Genomic DNA, 18,883 nt, shown 5'->3' with positions numbered 1-18,883 from the left:
GCTAGAGTCCAATCGTCACCCCCAATTGCTCGGGGGCGTTTTCACACGCGACGTCAGCTTCCCGAGACCCAATGTGGACCATAATTTCGGCCGCCGCTAGTGCCGCTATAACCGCCGGGCGCTTATCCCCAAGGCCAATCTGTCCGATTGGTAAAATCAGCCGATCCAATGACTTGGCATCGCCGCCCTCGCTCCGAAACCAGCTGGAGAACTTCGCCCGTTTGGTCTGGCTGCCGACCATGCCGATGTAGGGCGCATCCACCCGTGCAAGGGCTTCCTGGGCGATCAGGAAATCGAGCGCATGGTCATGCGTGAGGATGACATAGGAGCTTCCCATAGGCGCCGACCGCACCACTGCCTCGGGCATGGCGACGGCACGCGATGCGATGTCATACGGCAGCAGATCGAGCTCCTCGCGGCGCGTGTCGATAACCTCCAGCTGCACCGGCAGGATGGAGAGGATTTGCGCCAGCGCACGCCCGACATGGCCGGCGCCAAACACATAGACATGCGGCAGCGCCGCATCTTCCCTGGCGACCATCTGAGCCAGCTCATCGCGCAAGCCGGCCTCGGCATAGCGCAGGCTGACGCCGACGCGCCCGCCGCAGCACTGGCCGATCTCCGGGCCCAAGGGGACATCCATGGCTTCCTCGGCCTGCCCATTGGCGATCAGCCGCCGCGCATGCGCGATGACCATATACTCCAGCGCCCCTCCGCCGATCGTGCCGAACAGCGCCTTGCGCCCCACCAGCATGAACGTGCCCTGCTCGCGCGGCGACGACCCGCGGACGGAGGTCAGTTCGCAGACAATGGCGTCGGGTTCGGACGAGAAGAATGCAGCAATCCCGGCGGAACGCGTGCTCACCCCTGCGCCTCGCGTTTCAGCCGCTCGACACCCATCAGCACGCGCTCGGGCGTCGCCGGCATGTCGAGACGCGGCGCGATCCTGTAGTCGGCGACCGAGGCCACAGCCATGGAGATGGCCTCGACCACTGAATAGCCGAGTACCAGCGGCGGCTCGCCTACGGCCTTGGAGCGGCCGATGGCCGGTTCCTTGTTGACGCTCCACTCCGCCAGCCGGACATTGAAGATCGGCGGCACGTCGGATGCCAGCGGGATCTTGTAGGTCGACGGCGCATGCGTGCGCAGCTGGCCTTTCTGGTCCCACCACAATTCTTCCGTGGTCAGCCACCCCATGCCCTGGATGAAGCCGCCTTCCACTTGCCCGATATCGATGGCCGGGTTGAGCGAACGGCCGACATCCTCAAGCACATCGGCGCGATCGACGACATATTCGCCGGTCAGCGTGTCGATGGTGACTTCGGCCGCCGCCGCGCCATAGGCATAATAATAGAAGGGCTTGCCGCGCCCGGTCGCACGATCCCAGTGGATTTTCGGCGTCTTGTAGAAGCCGGCAGCGCTGAGCTGCACGCGATTCATCCAGCACGAGGTGGCAAGCTCGGCAAAGGGCACGAACTGCGCGCCGACGCGGACGCCGCCGAATTCCCAATGCACCTCGCCCGGCTCGACCTCGTAGATGAAGGCGGCATGCGCCGTCATCCGGTCCTTGATCTGGGTCGCGCCATCGAGCGCCGCCATGCCGTTGAGATCGGTGCCGGATGACGCGGCCGTGGCTGAGGTATTGGGAACCTTGCCGGTATTGGTCGCCATGATCTGGATATGCTCGACAGGCACGCCGAACACATCGGCCACCACCTGCGCCACCTTGATATGGAGCCCCTGCCCCATCTCCGTGCCGCCATGGCTGAGATGGATGGACCCGTCGCGATAGACATGGATCAAGGCGCCGGCCTGGTTGTGCCAAGTCGCGGTGAAGGAAATGCCGAACTTGACCGGCACCATGGCAATGCCCTTGCGCAGCACCGGGCTGGTCTTGTTGTATTCAAGGATCGCCGCGCGTCGCGCAGAATAGTCCGACGTCTGCTCCAGCTCCTCGATCACCCGGTGGATGACATTGTCCTCCACCACCTGGTGATAGGGCGTCACATTGTCGGTGTCCGTGCCGTAGAAATTGGCCTTGCGGATCTCGAGCGGATCTTTGCCCAAGGCATAGGCAATATCCTCGATCCAGCGCTCCGCCCCGATGATGCCCTGCGGCCCGCCAAAGCCGCGGAAAGCGGTGTTGGAGACCGTATTGGTGAAGAGCGGCAGCGAGTTCACCCGTACGGCAGGATACCAATAGGCATTGTCGGCGTGGAACAGCGCGCGATCGGTCACCGGGCCCGAAAGATCGGCCGAATAGCCCGAGCGCGCCGCATAGGTCGCGTTCACCGCCTGAATCTTGCCGTCGTCATCATAGCCGACATCGTAGTCGACCAGGAAATCATGCCGCTTGCCAGTGATCTGGAAATCGTCATCGCGGTCAGGCCGGATCTTGATGGCGCAACCAAGCTTTTTGGCCGCAATCGCCGCAACGGAAGCAAAGAGATTGCCCTGCGTTTCCTTGCCACCGAAACCGCCGCCCATGCGGCGCATGTTGACCGTGATGGCGGCATGGGGAATGCCCAGCACCTGGGCGACGATCACCTGGATTTCGGTCGGATGCTGGGTCGAGCAATGAATGGTCAGCTCATTGTCTTCGCCCGGAATGGCCAGCGCCGCCTGGCTTTCGAGATAGAAATGCTCCTGCCCGCCGATCCGCACCTGCCCCTTGACCCGGCGCGGCGACGCGGCAAAGCCGGCCTCGACATCGCCACGCTCAAGCTTGAGCGGTTCGGTGACCACCTTGCCGCCGGCGGCGATGGCGCCATCGACATCGGTAAAAAATGGCAGTTCGGCGTATTCCACCTTGGCCAGCTTGGTCGCCCGCCGCGCCGCGTCGCGCGTTTTGGCGATCACCGCAAAAAGCGGCTGGCCCCAGGTGACCACGCGCTTGCTGGCAAACACCGGCTCGTCATGCTTGTGCACGGAGCTCACGTCATTCTCGGCCGGCACATCCGCGGCGGTAAGCACCGCCACCACGCCCGGGGCCTTGCGCACGGCGTCGAGGTCCATCGAAACAATGTCGGCATGCGGCTTGGTCGACAGACCGAGGTAGGCGTGGCACATGCCTTCGGGCTCGGGCAGGTCGTCGATATAGTCGGCCTTGCCCGCCACCTGCTTGATGGCCGAGTCATGCTTGATCGACACATGCAATTGCGGCTGGGCGATCGAAACCTGCTTGTTCATCACGCCACCTGCCGCCGCAGGCGCTGGCCCTGGCCCGTCGTGTCGAGAAAGAAGCGCTTGAGCAGGTTTTGCGCCGTCAGCAAGCGGTATTCTGCGGAGGCGCGCATATCGGTCAACGGCTGGTAGTCCTCGGCAAAGGCCGCGACAGCCGCATCCACCGTCGCCTGCGTCCACGGCTTGCCCACCAGCGCCGCTTCCACCGTCTTGGCGCGCTTGGGCGTTGCCGCCATGCCGCCAAAGGCAATCCGCGCCATGCCGACAATGCCGGCATCATTGACGAAGACGCGGAAGGCGCCACAAAGCGCCGAAATGTCTTCCTCGCGCCGCTTGGAAATCTTGTAGGTGGCGAACTGTTCGCCCGCCGGCAGTAAAGGCAGCGTCACACTCTCGACGAATTCGCCGGGCTGGCGGTCCTGCTTGCCATAGCTCAGGAAATAATCCTCAAGCCGGATTTCGCGACGATGATCGCCTCGACGCAGGCTGAGCTTGGCGCCCAGCGCGATGAAGGGCGGCGGCGTATCGCCGATCGGCGAGCCATTGGCGATATTGCCGCCGATCGTGCCCATATTGCGGATCTGCTCGCCGGCAATGCGATCCCACAACTCTCCGAGCTGCGGAAAATTGGCTTTGATGACCGGCAGCGCCTCGGAATAGCTGACGCCGGCATAGAAGCGCACTTCGCTGTCGTTTTCAGCGATGCGCTTGAGCTCCTGCAGGTGATTGATGAAGATCACCGGCCCGATCGAGCGCATGAACTTGGTGACCCAGAGCCCGACATCGGTCGAGCCATTGACGATAACCGCCGTTGGATTGGCCTCGTAGATATCGGCAAAATCATCGAGATTGGCCGGCACGATGACTCGCTCTGCACCCTCGCCAATCTCGACGCGGCGACCGTCGTTGATCGCCTTGATCTTGTCCTTGAGCGCAATGCGTTCGGCCCACAGCGGATCGCCCTGCGGCTGGCCATAAGTGGAAATCGCCTTGCCCGCCTTGATGATCGGCGCATAGCCGGTGCAGCGGCAGAGATTGCCCTGCAGCGCCTTTTCGATGGCCGACTGGCTGGGATCAGGCTCGCGCATCCACAACCCATAAAGGCTCATGACAATGCCCGGGGTGCAGAAGCCGCATTGGGACCCATGGAAATCCACCATCGCCTGCTGCACCGGATGCAGCAGCCCATCCTTGCCCCTGAGATGTTCGACGGTCACGACGTGGGTGCCATGCAGGCTGCCCACGAAACGGATACAGGCGGTCACCGAGTCATAGATGACCTCGTCGCCCATCATCCGCCCGACGAGGACCGTACAGGCCCCGCAATCGCCCTCGGCGCAACCTTCCTTGGAGCCGCGCAGGCGCTGGTCGATCCGCAGCCAGTCGAGCAGGGTCGTCTCGGGCTTCACATCGGTGAGGCTGATTTCCTCGTCATTGAGGATGAAGCGGATGGCGCCCGACACGTCGACCACGACTCAGCTCCCCCGATAGGTGGAATAGCTGAACGGGCTGACCAGCAGCGGCACGTGATAGTGCTTGTCTTCGGAAATGGTGAAGCGCACCGGCACCACATCGAGGAAAGGCGTCTCGATCTCGACGCCGAGCCGCTCGAAATACTGCCCGACATGGAAGCGAATCTCGAACTCACCCTTGTCGAACTGCTGCTCGTCGAGCAGCGGGTTGTCCACCCGCCCGTCGGCGTTGGTATAGCTGTCGGTGACGTGATGCGTGTGATCGCCATGCACGTAGTGCAACTCTATCCGCATGCCGCGCGCCGGCGTGCCATGCATCGTGTCCAGGACATGCGTCGTAAGTCGGCCTGCTCCGGCCATAGTCTGCTGCTCCGTAATTCCCCAGCTGGAAGACTAGCGCATCAAACGCCGCGCGCAATGCTCATTTTTTACCAACTGGTCCATTTTTGTGCACCTTGCCGGCACTGTTGCGCTTCATATTATGGCGACTGAGAAAAGAAAGCAGATCACAATGCGATATCCCCGCGACATGCATGGCTATGGCCAGACCCCGCCCAATGCCAACTGGCCTGGCGGCGCCCATGTCGCGGTGCAATTCGTGCTGAACTATGAAGAGGGCGGCGAGAACAATATCCTGCATGGCGATGCCGCCTCCGAGGCCTTTTTGGTCGACGTGCTGGGTTCGGTGCCCTGGCCCGGTCAGCGCCATGCCAATGTCGAGAGCATGTATGAATATGGCGCCCGCGCCGGCTTCTGGCGTCTGCATCGCCTGTTCACCGAGAACAATCTGCCCGTTACCGTTTATGGCGTCGCCACCGCGCTGATGCGCGCCCCGACCCAGCTTGCGGCCATGCAGGAGGCCGGCTGGGAAATCGCCAGCCATGGCCTCAAATGGGTGCAGCACAAGGACATGCCACCCGAGGAAGAACGCGCCCAGATCGCCGAGGCCATCCGCCTCCACACCATTGCGACGGGTGAGCGCCCGAAAGGCTGGTACACCGGCCGCTCATCCCTCAACACGGTCGATCTGGTCTCCGAAGCCGGCGGCTTTGCCTATGTCTCGGACACCTATGACGACGACCTGCCCTATTGGCGCGTGCACAAGGGTGCGCCGCAGCTCATCATCCCCTATTCGCTGTCCACCAACGATATGCGTTTCGTCACAGGGCCGGGCTTTGACAATGGCGAGGAGTATTTCCAGTTCCTCAAGGACACATTCGACGTCCTCTATGCCGAGGGCCAGGCCGGCGCGCCCAAGATGATGTCGCTGGGCCTGCATTGCCGTCTCGTCGGCCAGCCCGGCCGCTTCCAGGGCCTCAGGAAATTCGTCGACTATATCAAGGGTTTCGACAAGGTCTGGATCCCCACCCGCCTCGCCATTGCCGAGCACTGGGCCACAGAGCACCCCTACCAGGCACCCCAGTTTATCCCGTCACAACTCGAAAAATCCGACTTCGTCGCCCGCTATGGCTCGATCTTCGAGCATTCCCCCTGGATTGCCGATCGGGCGTGGGAGAGCGAATTGGCGCCGGTCAGTGACACGGCCATAGGCCTCCATTTCGCGCTGCGCAGCCAGTTCCGCATGGCCAGCGACGCGGAACGCCTCGGCGTGCTGCGCGCCCACCCGGACCTTGCCGGAAAGCTCGCTGCCGCCAAGCGCCTGACGGCCGAATCCACCGCCGAACAGGCCTCGGCAGGACTTGACCACCTGACCGACGCCGAGCGCGAAAAATTCACCGCGCTCAACGCCGCCTATGTGGAAAAATTCGGCTTCCCCTTCATCATCGCCGTGCGCGACCACGACAAGGCGGGCATTCTGGCCGCCTTCGAGCAGCGCATCGCCAATAGTCCCGACGAGGAATTTGCGACGGCCTGCAAGCAGGTGGAACGCATCGCCCTGCTCAGGCTCAAGGCGATTTTGCCGTAGCAGACACTGTGCCACGCCCTCGTGGTTCGAGGGTCGCTTCGCTCCCGCCTCACCATGAGGGCTGCTGGTGCACCAAGCTAGCAGTAGCCCTCATGGCTTCGCTCCCGCCTCACCATGAGGGCTGCTGGTGCACCAAGCTAGCAGTAGCCCTCATGGTGAGGTGCGAGCCCTTGCGAGCCTCGAACCACGAGGGCGTGCCGCCAACCCTACTTGTAGAACCCGATGCGGAAATTGAAGCCGCGCTCGAGATAGACCTTCATCGCGCAAAGCATGCCGGTCCAGCCTTCGCAATTGCCATAGGATGCCTTCTGCCCGGCCGCAGTCTCGCGGAACCCTGTCTCGTGGATGGAGACGCGCGTGCGCCCGTCCTCCAGCGGCTCGAAATTCATCGTGACGGTGGTTTCATAGGCGCCTGCCGGATCGTCATCGGGCGCAGCGCCCCAGCGCAGCACGATCTTCTTGTCCTGTTCGACCTCAACCACATGCACCGGGAAAGCGCCCGGAAAATCATGAAAATCCCAGGTCACTGTCGCGCCGGTCTCCAACCGCCCCTTGGCGCCGCCCGTGGTGAAATAGCCGCTCAACTGCTTGGGATCGGCCACCGCCTCGAAGACCTCGTGCACAGGCTTGGATATCCGCCCACCGACCGTAAATTCATATGTCATCGTCCTGCTCCTCGCTTGACTGACGATACGATAGGTTATAAAAATATAACATGTCAACCGACGACGAAAACGACCTGATCTTCAAGGCCCTGAGCCACCGCACGCGGCGCCAGATCTGCGATCTGCTGAAGGCCGAACCGCGCACCACCGGCATGCTCTGTGACCTGCTGCCCGAGATCGATCGCTGCACCGTCATGCAGCATCTCAAGGTCCTGGAAGAAGCTGGCCTGGTCATCGCCGAAAAGCGTGGCCGCGAGCGCTGGAACCACCTCGACGCCCTGCCCATCCACGCCATCCACGAACGCTGGATCGGTCCCTATGCGACCTATGCCGTGTCCATGCTGAGCAAGCTCAACAGGCTGGTCGAGACGGAAAAGCTGACGTAGCGCCTTGGCCTTGGTGCAATCTTGGTTCTACTGTGCGTCGAACCTGACGAGACGCGATCCATGACCACCACCTATGCCTCCCCCGTCGCCGGCCTGCCGCCCCAGATGGCGCTGCACACCCAGCGCGCGGTCTTTACCGAGGCCTATGCCTTCCTGCCCCGCGGCGTGATGCGCGACATCGTCACCTCCTACCTGCCGCACTGGAGTGAAACCCGCGCCTGGATCATTGCCCGCCCCTTGAGCGGCTTTGCCGAGACCTTCAGCCAATATGTGGTGGAAGTCATGCCCGGTGGCGGCAGCACCCAGCCCGAGCCCAATCCGGAAGCCGAAGGCGTGCTCTTTGTGGTCGAGGGTCAGGCCAGCCTCACCGTGGACGGCAAGACCCATCTGCTAAAAACCGGCGGCTACGCCTTCCTGCCGCCAGGCACCAAATGGTCGCTGGTCAACAAGAGTACTGCGCCGACCCGCTTCCACTGGGTGCGCAAGCGCTATGAGGTTGTGGATGGCATCAAAGTGCCGGAGGCCTTCGTCGCCAACGAGCAAGATGAGAATATCATCTGGATGCCCGGCACCAACAGCACCTGGGGCACCACGCGCTTCGTTGATCCGACAGACCTGCGCCATGACATGCATGTCAACATCGTCACCCTCGAGCCCGGCGCCACCATTCCCTTCGAGGAAACCCATGTCATGGAGCACGGCCTCTACGTGCTCGAAGGCAAGGCGGTCTACCGGCTCAATCGCGACTGGGTGGAAGTAGAGGCGGGCGACTTCATGTGGCTGCGCGCCTTTTGCCCGCAGGCCTGCTACGCCGGTCCCGAGCGCTTCCGCTATCTGCTCTACAAGGACGTCAACCGCCACGCGAAACTGCCGTTCTGACCATGGACACGATCACCATCGAACCGCTCACCGCCGAGGCTTTCGCGCCCTTTGGCCAGGTCGTGGAAATGGCCGGCGCGCATCACTATCCGATCAATGCCGGCATGACCGAGCGCTATCATGATCTGGCAACAATCGAACTGGGCGGCGACAATGCCCGCCCGATGATCTCGCTGTTTCGCGGCCAGCCCTATACCTTGCCTCTGGCCTTGACGCTGGTGGAGCGCCATCCGCTGGGCAGCCAGGCCTTCTATCCGCTGTCAGCCAATCCCTGGCTGGTTATCGTTGCCGAGGATGGCAACGGCACGCCGACCAAACTCCGCGCCTTCCGTCCTTCACCGGGCCAGGGCGTCAATATCGCGATGAACACCTGGCATGGCGTGCTGACCCCGCTTGAAGCCGAGTCCGATTTCCTCGTCGTCGACCGCGGCGGCGACGGCAATAACCTGCAGGAACATCACTTCACCACGCCCATCACCATCAACGGCTGACCCATGGACAATGCTGACCTGATCTCCCGCCTGCTCGACGTCATCGAACAGGATATTGCCCCGGTGACCAGGCAGGGCGTGGCGCGGGGCAACAAGCTGTTCGGCGCCGCCATCCTGCGCAAAGCGGACCTGTCGGTCTTGGTCGCCGAGACCAATAACGAGATCGAAAACCCGCTCTGGCACGGCGAAATGCATGCCATCAAGCGCTTCTTCGAAATTCCGGCAGATCAGCGCCCGGCGACGAAAGACTGCATCTTTCTCGCCACCCACGAACCCTGCTCGCTCTGCCTCTCGGGCATCACCTGGACCGGCTTCGACAATTTCTATTATCTCTTCAGCCACCAGGACAGCCGCGACAGCTTCGCTATTCCCTATGACATCCAGATCCTCAAATCCGTTTATGCGGTGCCCGATCCGGATCGCGACTACGTCCCCGAGGATCGCCCGCTCTACAACCGGCGCAATCAGTATTGGACCAGCCATAACCTGGCGCAGATGATCGCGGCGCTCGATCGGAGTCACAAGGAAACCCTGCTCGCCCGCTTCGATGATCTCAATGCGCTCTATGCCGATCTGTCGGACGCCTATCAGAGCGACAAGGGCAACAGGGGTATTCCGCTGGCCTAGCGGGCCTCGGTGATCGCAGGTGCAAACTCGCTGCGAGGCACCTCGGCAAACGACGCCGCAAAGGTCAGCAGGCTGACAAACAGCGCGAGAATCAGGGCCGATGCGAGCTTGGACATGCTGTTCAATCCGGACATGGACGGTGGCGGCTTTCTCTCTTGGCATCGAATGCGGCCCGTGACCAATGCTGCATTCAGACTTCGTTAAGAATAGCCCGCGCCGCATGCCAGCCATGTGACAGCGAACCAAACACGTTTTGAGACGTTGCTGACCTGACTCCCAATCCCGGAAGGCCCAGCAATGTCCCAGATTCAGTCTCCACATGCCGCTGTGCCCCAGCTGGCAATTTTCACCGATTTCGACGGCACGCTTGTCGAACTGGCTGCCACGCCGGACGCGGTCGAGGTTGACGGCAGCCTGCCAGAGCAGCTCGAACGCGCCATGCGCGAACTCGACAGCGCCTTTGCCGTGATCACCGGCCGCGAGATCGCCGACATCGATAAATTCCTCGCGCCGCTACACCTGCCCATCGCCGGCGCTCATGGCACCCAGCGCCGCCGCGCCGATGGTTTTGTGGAAACGGTCGACCCGGCCGCCGTGCTCGGCGCCGAAGAAATCGCCCATGCCGTCCAGCCGCTGGTCGAAACCAATCCATCCCTTGTGCTCGAGACCAAGGAAGGCGCGGTGGCCCTGCACTATCGCCAGGCGCCCGAGCTCGAAGACGCTGTCCGTAATGCCATGGAAGAAGCCGTTGCCGGTGTACCCGATTTTGCGCTGGTGCCCGGCAAGATGGTGCTCGAAGCCCGGCCACGAGGTGTCAACAAGGGCGAAGCCCTGCGTGCCTTCATGCGCGAAGAACCCTTCCTCGGTCGCACGCCCATTTTTATCGGCGATGACGTCACCGACGAGGACGCCTTCCTGGCCGCACAGGATCTGGGTGGCGTCGGCATCAAGCTCGGCGATGGCGATACCGTCGCCCGCATGCGCATTCCCGACGTGGCCTCGGTCCACGCTCTAATCCGCGGCCTCGGAGACATCGTCGCTCGCGATCGCGACGCCGTCTCCACACATTGAAACTAACGACGCGGGGGCGTTTATGAGTAGAATTATCGTTGTGTCCAACCGCACGCCGGGCAAGGGTCCGGCGGCGGGTGGACTTGCTGTCGCCCTGCGCAAGACGCTGGCTGAGCGTGAAGGCTTCTGGTTCGGCTGGTCCGGCAAGCTGGTCGACACACCCTCGCCCGACGCGCGTTTCGAGGATATCGACGGCCTGACCGTCGCCCAGATCGACCTGAACCGCGAAGATCACCACGCCTATTACGCCGGCTTTTCCAATTCCATTCTCTGGCCCAGCTTTCACCTGCGCCTCGATCTCGCAACCATCGAAGCGCATTGGTACGAGGGCTATCGTCGGGTCAACGTCCAGTTCGCCCGCGCGCTGCTGCCCCATCTCAAGCCCGACGACGTCATCTGGGTGCATGACTATCATCTGATCCCGCTGGCCAGCGAATTGCGCAACCTCGGCGTGCGCAATCGCATCGGCTTTTACCTGCACATCCCCTTCCCCACGACCGACGCGCTCTATGCCGTCCCGCACCATCAGGAATTGATGCGCGACCTCTCGCGCTATGATCTGGTCGGCATGCAGGCCAATCGCGACGTCGCAGCCTTCACCGAATTCGCGGAGCATCAGGCACCATCGACGCTCTCCGGCTCGCCGCTCAAGTCGGTCGACTTCAACCGCACCGAGGTCGCCGCCTTCCCCATCGGCTCGGACCCCGATGCCTTTGCCAAGCTCTCGACCAGCCCCGCCGCGGTCAAGATGATCAAGCGCATGGAACGCGCCATGGGCGAGCAGCAGTTGATCTTGGGCGTCGATCGGCTCGATTATTCCAAGGGCCTGCCGCAGCGCGTCGAAGCCTATGAAAAGCTTCTCGCCAACAATTCCCGCTTCCGCCGCCTCACCCATATGTTGCAGGTGGCGCCGCCCTCGCGCGACACGATCAAGGAATATCAGGAAACCAGCGACACGCTCGACGCCATGGTCGGCCGCGTCATGGGCCGCTTTGCCGAGCCCGACTGGGCGCCGCTGACCTATGTAAAGCGCGCATATGGCCAGCCCAGCCTGGCCGGTCTCTATCGCCTCGCCCGCGTCGGCCTGGTCACGCCGTTGCGCGACGGCATGAACCTTGTCGCCCACGAATATGTCGGCGCGCAGAACCCGGAAAACCCGGGCGTATTGATCCTCTCGCGCTTCGCCGGCGCGGCGGAAATCTTCGAGGACGCCATCCTCGTCAATCCCTTCGATACCGACGAGACCGCCGAGGCGCTGCGCATGGCGCTCGACATGGATCTCGACGAGCGCAAGCGCCGCTGGCAAACCCTGATGGCCGCTTCGCAAAAGCATAGCGTCGACAATTGGAGCAAGAGCTTCCTCGACCGGCTGGCGCCCGCTACCGCCAGGGATGGCTCCTCGACCCGCGACATCCTCTATCTCGCCTCGGTCGCCTGACGCCTTACCAAATGGTCACCCACCTCTCCCCCTTGTAACGCCCTTTTCCGCGCGCCGGGCGTTATCACACTGGCAGCAAGCCATGTGTAAGGGGAATGAGATGACCAGGATGAACCGCCGCGACGCCTTCAGGGCTGTCGCTGTCACCGCGTCAGGCGGATTGCTGATGACCCAGCAGGCCTTCGCCCAGGAGGTCGGTGCCAGCGTCACGCAGACCGCGGCCCTGCTGTCGGGCGCCGATATCTGCGCCATCATCCCCGAAGTCACCGAAGGGCCCTATTATTTCGATCCCGCCATGGAGCGCGTCGATATCACCGAAGGTCGCCCCGGCATTCCGACGCGGGTGCGGCTTCAGGTGGTCGACGCCGCCTGCGTCCCGCTGCCCGGCGCCCGGGTCGACCTCTGGCATTGCGACGCCACCGGCGTCTATTCCGGCTATGCCGGCCAGGGCGATGACCGCTCGGTCGATACGACAGGCGAGACCTTCATGCGCGGCACCCAGTTCGCCGACGACAACGGCATCGTCGAATTCGAAACCATCTACCCCAGCTGGTATCGCGGCCGCACCACGCATGCGCACTTCAAGATCTTCCTTGATGAGAGCAATATCCTCACCGGCCAGATCTTTTTCCCTGACGCCCTGAGCGAATATATCTATCTCAATGTCGCGCCCTACAACGACCGCACCGCCACCCGCGACACGCTCAATGCCAATGACAGCATCGCTGCCCAGTCGACCCGCGCCGCCTTCGCCTTCATCAAGGAGCTGGAGGAAGAGTATCTCGTCGCCATGATCGTCGGCGTCGATCCCAATGCGCAGTCGGGCCTCGGCTCCGCCATGGGCGCGCCCGGTGGCGAACCGCCAGCCGGTGGACCTCCCCCGGATGGCGGTCAGGGCGGCCCCATTGGCGGCCCGACCGGCATGGCCGATCGCAGCACCATGACCCCGCCGGTCACCGGCCTCTAGCGGCTCTCGATCCACGGCGTGCCCGACGCCATGAGCAGGGTGACCAGCACCCGGTTCATCGGCGTCGGAATGCCATGCTTTTCGCCCAGCCGCACGATGACGCCGTTGCGCGCATCCACTTCCATCCGGTTGCCGGCCAGCCGGTCGGCATGAAACGAGCCAGATACCGCGCCCGCACGCATGTTGCGTGACGCCGCGACCGCACTATCGATCACCGACTGCGGGATCGTCGCGCCCTCGGCCCGGCCCACCGCCGCGCATTCCTCCACCACGCCGCGGACGATGCGTTCGAGATCGTCGCTCCAGGCCGGTCCCGTCGCCCCCAGCGTCAGGGTTGGCACGATCGTGTGGCTGTTGCCGGTCAACTTGACCCAGAGCTGCGAGACGAAATCTTCATGCGCCCCCGCCTCGACATGCGTCCTGGCAAACAGCGCGCAGAAATCCGCGCCATTCTGCCCCGCCGGCACGGCAATGACGCCCTTGCGATGCTGCACGAACCGTCCCGGCGCGGTGCGCGTCACCGGCAGGTTGATCATCACCGGCAGAAGCCTTTCGGCCGGCACAAGGTGCTCGAACAGCCGAACCTGCTCGACGCCATTCTGCACGATCGCCACCCGCGTCCCCGGTCCTACCAGCCGATCGAGCCAGGGCTTTGTCGCGTCGGCATCATAGGTCTTGGTGCAGACCAGCACCCAATCCACCACCTTCGCCAAAAGGGGATCCGTGATCACCTCGGGATTGGCCGTGATCAAACCATCCGCTGTTTCTAGACGGATATCTTCGAACGGCGTCCGTGCACAGACAAGAACGGTCAGAGCCGGATCCTGCGACAGTTCGGCTGCGAGCGTCCCGCCAATGGCACCCGGTCCGATGATGGCGACTATCGTCATGCAAGAGCTCCAAACAAAAAGGGCGGCCACTGGCCGCCCTCTTCATAACTGATTTGCTTGACGCTGGCTTATGCCGAACGGCCGCGCTGGCGATCGGCATTGGAGCGACCGCCCGAACGCACGGCGTCCTTCTGCGTCTTGCCCCAGCGCTGCTTGCTGGCAGCGGGCTTGGCACCAGCCGGCTTGGCCGCCATCGGCTTGCCGGTTTCCATGTCGCGACGCACGCCGCGGCTCGGCTGGCCACCTTCAGGACGCGCGCGCGGCGTGTCGGACGGCTGGTGATGCGGCCGGCTCTTGGCGCCTGCCTCCGGTGCGAATTCGGCAAAGGGACGACGCTCGGCAACCGAGCGACGATCGCCCTGTTCCTTGCGCGGGTTCTTGGCCGAACGCGGACCAGGACGGCCGCCGTTGGGCTTCTTGTAGGCCGAACGCGGAGCTTCCACGACGCCGGTCTCATTGCCGGTGTGCAGGTCGCCGGTATAGGGCAGCGTGCGGCGGATCAGGCGTTCCACATCGCGCAGCTTGCCGCGCTCGGTGCCATCACACAGCGTGATTGCCGACCCCGAAGCGCCGTTACGACCGGTACGGCCGATACGGTGCACATAGTTTTCCGGATCGTCGGGCAGCTCATAGTTCACCACATGGGTGATCCCCGGAACGTCGATGCCGCGCGCCGCGATATCGGTGGCAACGAGAATGCGCACGTCGCCCGTGGCAAAGCCCTTGAGCGCCGCCTGGCGGGCATTCTGGCTCTTGTTGCCATGGATGGCCGCAGCCTTGTGACCGTCGATCTCGAGATTCTTGGCGACGCGATCGGCACCATGCTTGGTGCGCGAGAAGATGATCACGCGTTCCATCTTCTCGGTTTCGCTCAGCAGCAGCTCGTTGAGCACGCCGCGCTTGGCCTTGGAGCCGGAGAGGATGACGCGCTGGTCGATCTTGACCACGGTCGACCCGGCAACCGACGCATCGACGCGCACCGGATCCTGCAGCAGGCTCTTGGCGAGATCGGCGACTTCGGGCGCCATGGTGGCCGAGAACATCATCGTATGGCGCTTGATGCCGATGGCCTTGGCAATGGCACGCACCGGGGCGATGAAGCCCATGTCGAGCATGCGGTCGGCTTCATCGAGCACGAACCAGCGGGTTTCGTTGAGCTTGATCTTGCCGTCGTCCATCAGGTCCTTGAGACGGCCGGGCGTTGCGACGGTGACGTCGACGCCGCGTTCCAGCTTCTTGACCTGATGGTAGCGCGACACGCCGCCCAGCAGCAGCACGGTATCGAGCTTCATCTTGGAGCCGGCGAACTTGCGCAGGTTCTCCTCGATCTGCACGGCCAGTTCACGCGTTGGCGCCAGGATCAGCGCACGCGTGGTCAGCGGCCGCGGACGGCCGGTGAGGCCGAGGATACCGGCCAGGATCGGCAGGCCGAAGGCTGCCGTCTTGCCCGAACCGGTCTGGGCAATGCCCATCATGTCCTTGCCTTCCAACAGCTTTGGAATGGCCTGGGACTGGATCTTGGTCGGCGCGGTAAAACCACCAGCCGTCAGGCTATCGGTGAGAACGCTCGGCAGGCCAAGGGAAATGAAATCGTTCAAGTGAACACGTCTTTCTGCGCCCAAAGGCGCTTGCAGGCGCGCAGGACGATGCAAGCGCGCAGAACGCCGGACGCGACTGCGCCGGCAACAGATGCAATCGGGCGATAAGGGAGATCTATCGCGCGGGTGCTGGCTCGAACCCGGACGGGACTGGCAGGGCCAATCTGGTTTCCGGGCTGACTTCGCCGCTCACCGCAGGGGATAAGAAGAGAAGTCCGTCGCGTATGGATTGAGAGGCCGGGACGATAGCCCGACTGCGACGATGGCGCTGATATGGGCCAACAGGTCCCAAAAGGCAAGGCTTTTCAGAATTTCACCAACGCATGGCCCACTTGCATCTGCACTAGAGCGGCCGCTAGATGCCGCCGTACCAGTCGTAGCCTGTGTCTTCCCAGTAACCGCCCTTGCCCCGGCCGAAGGGCGCAAGATCATCCACCAGCTCGATCGTATGCAGATACTTCGGCTGCTTGTAGCCCAGCGCCCGCTCGATCCGCAGGCGGATCGGCGCGCCATTGCTGACCGGCAGCACCTGGTCGTTGAGCCCGTAGCTGAGCAGCGTCTGGGGGTGATAGGCGTCCACCAGGTCCGAGCTGGTATAGTACAGAATATCGCCCGACAGCGTCTTCTGGATATTGTCGTAGCAGTGATAGACGCAATAGCGCGCCGTCGACTTGACGCCCGCCATGTCGAGCAGCGGCCCGAGCTGGGTGCCGGTCCATTTGGCGATACAGCTCCAGCCCTCCACACAATCATGCCGGGTGATCTGGCTCTGCTCGGGCATGTTGCGCAACTGGTCGAGCGTGAAGCTCACCTCGCGCTCCACCATGCCCTTGATGGTCAGCTTGTAGCTGGCAAAGTTCTGCATCTTGAGGAAGATATATTCGGGCGTCGACGGCTCCACCGAACCATTGGGCTTCATGCCCTGGCGGATTTCGCTGGCCGCATATTGCCGCGCCAGCGTCTGGTCGCCGATTAGCGCCCGCTGCGCCTGATAGGTCAGCACATTGGCGCGTTCCATGACCTGGCGCGCAGCATTGTCCTTGGAGCCCAGGAAATCGAACTGGTTGCAGCCCGAAAGGATCAGCCCCGATCCGGCCACTGCCGAACTGCGCAGGAAATTGCGTCGGGTGATGAGGCGGCTCATGGCTTGTCTCCCTGCTGGCCCGGCGTTCCGGGGCTGGCGCGATACCAGCCGGTGATCATCGAGCGCAGCTCGTTGATCGGCCCTGCCGCCACCACCATCAGCACATGCACGACAAAGAACGTCACCAGCAGCAGCATGACCACGAAGTGGATCGTGCGCGCCGTCTGCCGACCGCCGAACAGATCGAGCATCCACGGCGCCAGGGCATTCATCCCCGGGCTCATCGTCAGCCCCGTGGCAACGATCAGCGGAAAGAGGATGAAGAACACGCCAAAATAGCTCAGCTTCTGCAGCGGCCCATAGCTGCGTCCATGATGAAAGCGCAGTCGCGCATGATCGGCGACGTCGCGCGGCACCCCAGCCAGATCTGCCCCCTTTGGCACGATATCGCGCCTTATATGTCCATTGATGAAACTGGCGACAAACCACACCAGCATGGTGGCGACGAAAATCCAGCCAAAGAAGAAATGCACCACCCGGCCTGTGCCCAGGTCGCGATAGGAGGGAATGGTCACTTCGCCCGGAAAGGCCGTATAGACCGGCCGCTCCGCTGGCCCGCTCATCCCCAGCACGCCGGTCGTATCATAGGTCTGGCCGAAGATCGTCGTACGCCCGCGCGGCCCCGCATCGGTATTGACCGCACCGATCTCGAGAACCGCGTTCTCGAATTCAAAGCCCGATTGCTGGCCGATGTAAAGCGCCGGATGCGCGTTGAAGATCTGCAACCCGGTCAGCAGCAGGAAGAACAGGCAGATCGCCCAGATCCAATGCGTCACTCGCGTCCAGATCGACTGCCGATAGATCAGCGGACCGCGTGTCTTCTGGAGCACCTGCTCTTCGCTCATCTCGTCCTCATGGCGCTTGCTGCCGGAAGCTACGCTATCCCGGCAGCAAAAGGTGCACCATCACATCAGATTGACCGACTATTCCTCGCGCGCTGCCCAGTTCATGCCACGGCGCATGATCGTGGCCATTTCCAGCACGTCGAATTCCTTGGCCTGATGGCCTAGCGTCGAGTGGAACACCCGCCCCTTGCCATGCTGGCGCTTCCACGCCACCGGCATCTTGACGCCCTCGATCCAGGAGGCGTGCTCGCCGGTAAAGGTCGTCGTCGCCAGCACATGGTTGGATGGGTCCACATGCATGTAATATTGCTCGCTGCGATAGGCGAAGCTCTTGATCCCCGCCATGATCGGATCGAGCGGATCGGCCACATCGACCGTATAGTCGATGATATTGCCCGGATGGGCCACCCACTGCCCGCCAACCATGAACTGATAGTCCACCGAGTCGCGGAAGGCGTCGCTCATGCCGCCGTGATGACCGGCCAGGCCCACACCATTCTCGACCGCCTTGGTGAGATTTTCGACCTCGGCCTTTTCGATCTTGCTCATGGTGAAGATCGGAATGATCAGGCTGAGGTCATGGATGGACGGATCGGCGAAAGCGCTGGTTTCCGTGGCCACACGGACGGAGTACCCATCCTCATGCAGCCAGCGGCGATAGATGGCAGCGCATTCCTCCGGCTCGTGTCCAGACCAGCCGCCATAAACGATCAAGGCGCTTTTCATGCGTAACTCCCCCGCAAATCAAACGCGGGGGAGAATACCCGACTGACCCAGTATTGAAAGCCCGCTTAGGCGGGTATGGCGACGGCCATCTGCGACCGGGCAAAGGCCCAGCTGCGCAGCACCATGAAATTGACGCCCGAGGTCAGCGCGATCACCAGCATGGAGGCAAATATCGTCGGCATCGGCATGCCATGGATGACATAGGAAAACAGCGCCGCCAGCACCAGCGCCATGGCCTGCACCGCCACATAGCGCGGCAGCGCCTGCCAATGCGACGCATCGGAATCGAACGAGAACCGACGATGCAGCAAATAGACCGGCAGGATGGTGAGGGCATAGCAGACCGTATTGACCTGCCAGGCCTCCACCCCCGGGTTGAGCGAGATGCCCATCGTGGACAGCACCACGAAGGCCAAGGCACCACTGCCGCCAACCAGCAGGAAAGCGAAGAGACCGGCGAACACGGATCGTTCGATACGGGCGGCAGGCGCATCACGCATAAGGCTCTGCAGGGCAGCACTCATAGGGTCGTCAATTCCCACACGCTTCGGATCGGCTCTGTTCAGCTATAACG

Annotated in this window: 19 protein-coding genes; 8 read left to right on the top strand and 11 right to left on the bottom strand. The window is 62.8% G+C overall.

Annotated features, from left to right (window positions below; all coding sequences use genetic code 11):
• Position 1 precedes the first annotated feature (1 nt).
• From xdhC to uraH, 4 genes are read right to left on the bottom strand one after another with little or no spacing between them, the layout of a single operon-like run.
• Entirely contained in the window at positions 2–865 is an 864-nt protein-coding gene (xdhC, locus tag P0Y65_02520; GenBank protein WEK05149.1) for a xanthine dehydrogenase accessory protein XdhC, read from the bottom strand.
• Complete coding sequence (gene xdhB / locus P0Y65_02515) at positions 862–3,189, bottom strand: xanthine dehydrogenase molybdopterin binding subunit (GenBank protein WEK05148.1); 2,328 nt, start codon at positions 3,187–3,189, stop codon at positions 862–864. The genes xdhC and xdhB overlap by 4 nt, the downstream gene beginning before the upstream one ends.
• Positions 3,189–4,655, bottom strand: a complete 1,467-nt coding sequence (gene xdhA / locus P0Y65_02510; protein ID WEK05147.1) for a xanthine dehydrogenase small subunit — start codon at positions 4,653–4,655, stop codon at positions 3,189–3,191. Before xdhA ends, xdhB begins: the two co-directional genes overlap by 1 nt.
• A 3-nt stretch (positions 4,656–4,658) precedes the next feature.
• Positions 4,659–5,015 carry a hydroxyisourate hydrolase gene (gene uraH / locus P0Y65_02505; protein ID WEK05146.1) on the bottom strand — a complete coding sequence of 119 codons (357 nt, stop codon included), beginning with the start codon at positions 5,013–5,015 and terminating at the stop codon, positions 4,659–4,661.
• 151 nt (positions 5,016–5,166) lie between these two features.
• On the opposite strand from uraH, the gene puuE reads away from it, so the two are divergent.
• A complete protein-coding gene (gene puuE / locus P0Y65_02500; GenBank protein ID WEK05145.1) occupies positions 5,167–6,582 on the top strand; it encodes an allantoinase PuuE in 1,416 nt (471 codons plus the stop codon).
• A 206-nt stretch (positions 6,583–6,788) separates the two neighbouring features.
• Here puuE and P0Y65_02495 read toward each other — a convergent pair whose 3' ends face one another.
• Complete coding sequence (locus P0Y65_02495; GenBank protein ID WEK05144.1) at positions 6,789–7,247, bottom strand: SRPBCC family protein; 459 nt, start codon at positions 7,245–7,247, stop codon at positions 6,789–6,791.
• Between the two features lie 50 nt (positions 7,248–7,297).
• Here P0Y65_02495 and P0Y65_02490 point away from each other — a divergent pair, with 50 nt between their 5' ends.
• The 7 genes from P0Y65_02490 (at position 7,298) to P0Y65_02460 (ending at position 13,106) form a co-directional block, all read left to right on the top strand.
• Positions 7,298–7,633 carry a metalloregulator ArsR/SmtB family transcription factor gene (locus P0Y65_02490; protein WEK05143.1) on the top strand — a complete coding sequence of 112 codons (336 nt, stop codon included), beginning with the start codon at positions 7,298–7,300 and terminating at the stop codon, positions 7,631–7,633.
• A 60-nt stretch (positions 7,634–7,693) separates the two neighbouring features.
• Positions 7,694–8,512, top strand: coding sequence for a bifunctional allantoicase/(S)-ureidoglycine aminohydrolase (locus P0Y65_02485; GenBank protein ID WEK05142.1), 819 nt, complete (start codon positions 7,694–7,696; stop codon positions 8,510–8,512).
• A gap of 2 nt (positions 8,513–8,514) precedes the next feature.
• On the top strand, positions 8,515–9,003 hold the full coding sequence (locus P0Y65_02480) for an ureidoglycolate lyase (GenBank protein WEK05141.1): 489 nt from the start codon (positions 8,515–8,517) through the stop codon (positions 9,001–9,003).
• 3 nt (positions 9,004–9,006) lie between these two features.
• A complete protein-coding gene (locus tag P0Y65_02475; protein WEK05140.1) occupies positions 9,007–9,630 on the top strand; it encodes a nucleoside deaminase in 624 nt (207 codons plus the stop codon).
• Positions 9,631–9,927: 297 nt separating this feature from the next.
• Positions 9,928–10,701: a trehalose-phosphatase gene (otsB, locus tag P0Y65_02470; protein WEK05139.1), complete on the top strand. Its 774-nt coding sequence runs from the start codon at positions 9,928–9,930 to the stop codon at positions 10,699–10,701.
• 22 nt (positions 10,702–10,723) lie between these two features.
• Entirely contained in the window at positions 10,724–12,139 is a 1,416-nt protein-coding gene (locus P0Y65_02465) for a trehalose-6-phosphate synthase (protein WEK05138.1), read from the top strand.
• A 100-nt stretch (positions 12,140–12,239) separates the two neighbouring features.
• Positions 12,240–13,106: an intradiol ring-cleavage dioxygenase gene (locus tag P0Y65_02460; protein WEK05137.1), complete on the top strand. Its 867-nt coding sequence runs from the start codon at positions 12,240–12,242 to the stop codon at positions 13,104–13,106.
• Here P0Y65_02460 and P0Y65_02455 read toward each other — a convergent pair.
• The 6 genes from P0Y65_02455 to P0Y65_02430 all read right to left on the bottom strand — a co-directional run bounded on the left by P0Y65_02455 (position 13,103) and on the right by P0Y65_02430 (position 18,833).
• Complete coding sequence (locus P0Y65_02455) at positions 13,103–13,996, bottom strand: 2-dehydropantoate 2-reductase (protein WEK05136.1); 894 nt, start codon at positions 13,994–13,996, stop codon at positions 13,103–13,105. The two genes, P0Y65_02460 and P0Y65_02455, sit on opposite strands and share 4 nt — an antisense overlap.
• A gap of 68 nt (positions 13,997–14,064) precedes the next feature.
• A complete protein-coding gene (locus P0Y65_02450) occupies positions 14,065–15,594 on the bottom strand; it encodes a DEAD/DEAH box helicase (protein WEK05135.1) in 1,530 nt (509 codons plus the stop codon).
• Positions 15,595–15,949: 355 nt separating this feature from the next.
• Entirely contained in the window at positions 15,950–16,738 is a 789-nt protein-coding gene (locus P0Y65_02445) for a molybdopterin-dependent oxidoreductase (protein WEK05134.1), read from the bottom strand.
• Positions 16,735–17,583, bottom strand: coding sequence for a cytochrome b/b6 domain-containing protein (locus P0Y65_02440; protein WEK05133.1), 849 nt, complete (start codon positions 17,581–17,583; stop codon positions 16,735–16,737). The genes P0Y65_02445 and P0Y65_02440 overlap by 4 nt, the downstream gene beginning before the upstream one ends.
• Before the next feature lie 78 nt (positions 17,584–17,661).
• Entirely contained in the window at positions 17,662–18,309 is a 648-nt protein-coding gene (locus P0Y65_02435; GenBank protein ID WEK05132.1) for a ThuA domain-containing protein, read from the bottom strand.
• A 65-nt stretch (positions 18,310–18,374) separates the two neighbouring features.
• Positions 18,375–18,833 carry a GtrA family protein gene (locus tag P0Y65_02430; GenBank protein WEK05131.1) on the bottom strand — a complete coding sequence of 153 codons (459 nt, stop codon included), beginning with the start codon at positions 18,831–18,833 and terminating at the stop codon, positions 18,375–18,377.
• Positions 18,834–18,883 lie beyond the last annotated feature (50 nt).

Origin of the sequence: Candidatus Devosia phytovorans (genome assembly GCA_029202405.1) — a bacterium.
Lineage (GTDB): Bacteria > Pseudomonadota > Alphaproteobacteria > Rhizobiales > Devosiaceae > Devosia > Devosia phytovorans.
Note: the sequence above shows the minus strand (reverse complement) of the source record. Positions and strands in the feature narration are given on the sequence as shown.

Bases quoted from the DNA above. Each gene is read 5' to 3' on its own strand.
- xdhB (WEK05148.1), bottom strand. From the start codon at position 3,189: ATGAACAAGCAGGTTTCGATCGCCCAGCCGCAATTGCATGTGTCGATC.
- uraH (WEK05146.1), bottom strand. From the start codon at position 5,015: ATGGCCGGAGCAGGCCGACTTACGACGCATGTCCTGGACACGATGCAT.
- puuE (WEK05145.1), top strand. From the start codon at position 5,167: ATGCGATATCCCCGCGACATGCATGGCTATGGCCAGACCCCGCCCAAT.
- P0Y65_02495 (WEK05144.1), bottom strand. From the start codon at position 7,247: ATGACATATGAATTTACGGTCGGTGGGCGGATATCCAAGCCTGTGCAC.
- P0Y65_02490 (WEK05143.1), top strand. From the start codon at position 7,298: ATGTCAACCGACGACGAAAACGACCTGATCTTCAAGGCCCTGAGCCAC.
- P0Y65_02485 (WEK05142.1), top strand. From the start codon at position 7,694: ATGACCACCACCTATGCCTCCCCCGTCGCCGGCCTGCCGCCCCAGATG.
- P0Y65_02480 (WEK05141.1), top strand. From the start codon at position 8,515: ATGGACACGATCACCATCGAACCGCTCACCGCCGAGGCTTTCGCGCCC.
- P0Y65_02475 (WEK05140.1), top strand. From the start codon at position 9,007: ATGGACAATGCTGACCTGATCTCCCGCCTGCTCGACGTCATCGAACAG.
- otsB (WEK05139.1), top strand. From the start codon at position 9,928: ATGTCCCAGATTCAGTCTCCACATGCCGCTGTGCCCCAGCTGGCAATT.
- P0Y65_02465 (WEK05138.1), top strand. From the start codon at position 10,724: ATGAGTAGAATTATCGTTGTGTCCAACCGCACGCCGGGCAAGGGTCCG.
- P0Y65_02460 (WEK05137.1), top strand. From the start codon at position 12,240: ATGACCAGGATGAACCGCCGCGACGCCTTCAGGGCTGTCGCTGTCACC.
- P0Y65_02455 (WEK05136.1), bottom strand. From the start codon at position 13,996: ATGACGATAGTCGCCATCATCGGACCGGGTGCCATTGGCGGGACGCTC.
- P0Y65_02445 (WEK05134.1), bottom strand. From the start codon at position 16,738: ATGAGCCGCCTCATCACCCGACGCAATTTCCTGCGCAGTTCGGCAGTG.
- P0Y65_02440 (WEK05133.1), bottom strand. From the start codon at position 17,583: ATGAGCGAAGAGCAGGTGCTCCAGAAGACACGCGGTCCGCTGATCTAT.
- P0Y65_02435 (WEK05132.1), bottom strand. From the start codon at position 18,309: ATGAAAAGCGCCTTGATCGTTTATGGCGGCTGGTCTGGACACGAGCCG.
- P0Y65_02430 (WEK05131.1), bottom strand. From the start codon at position 18,833: ATGAGTGCTGCCCTGCAGAGCCTTATGCGTGATGCGCCTGCCGCCCGT.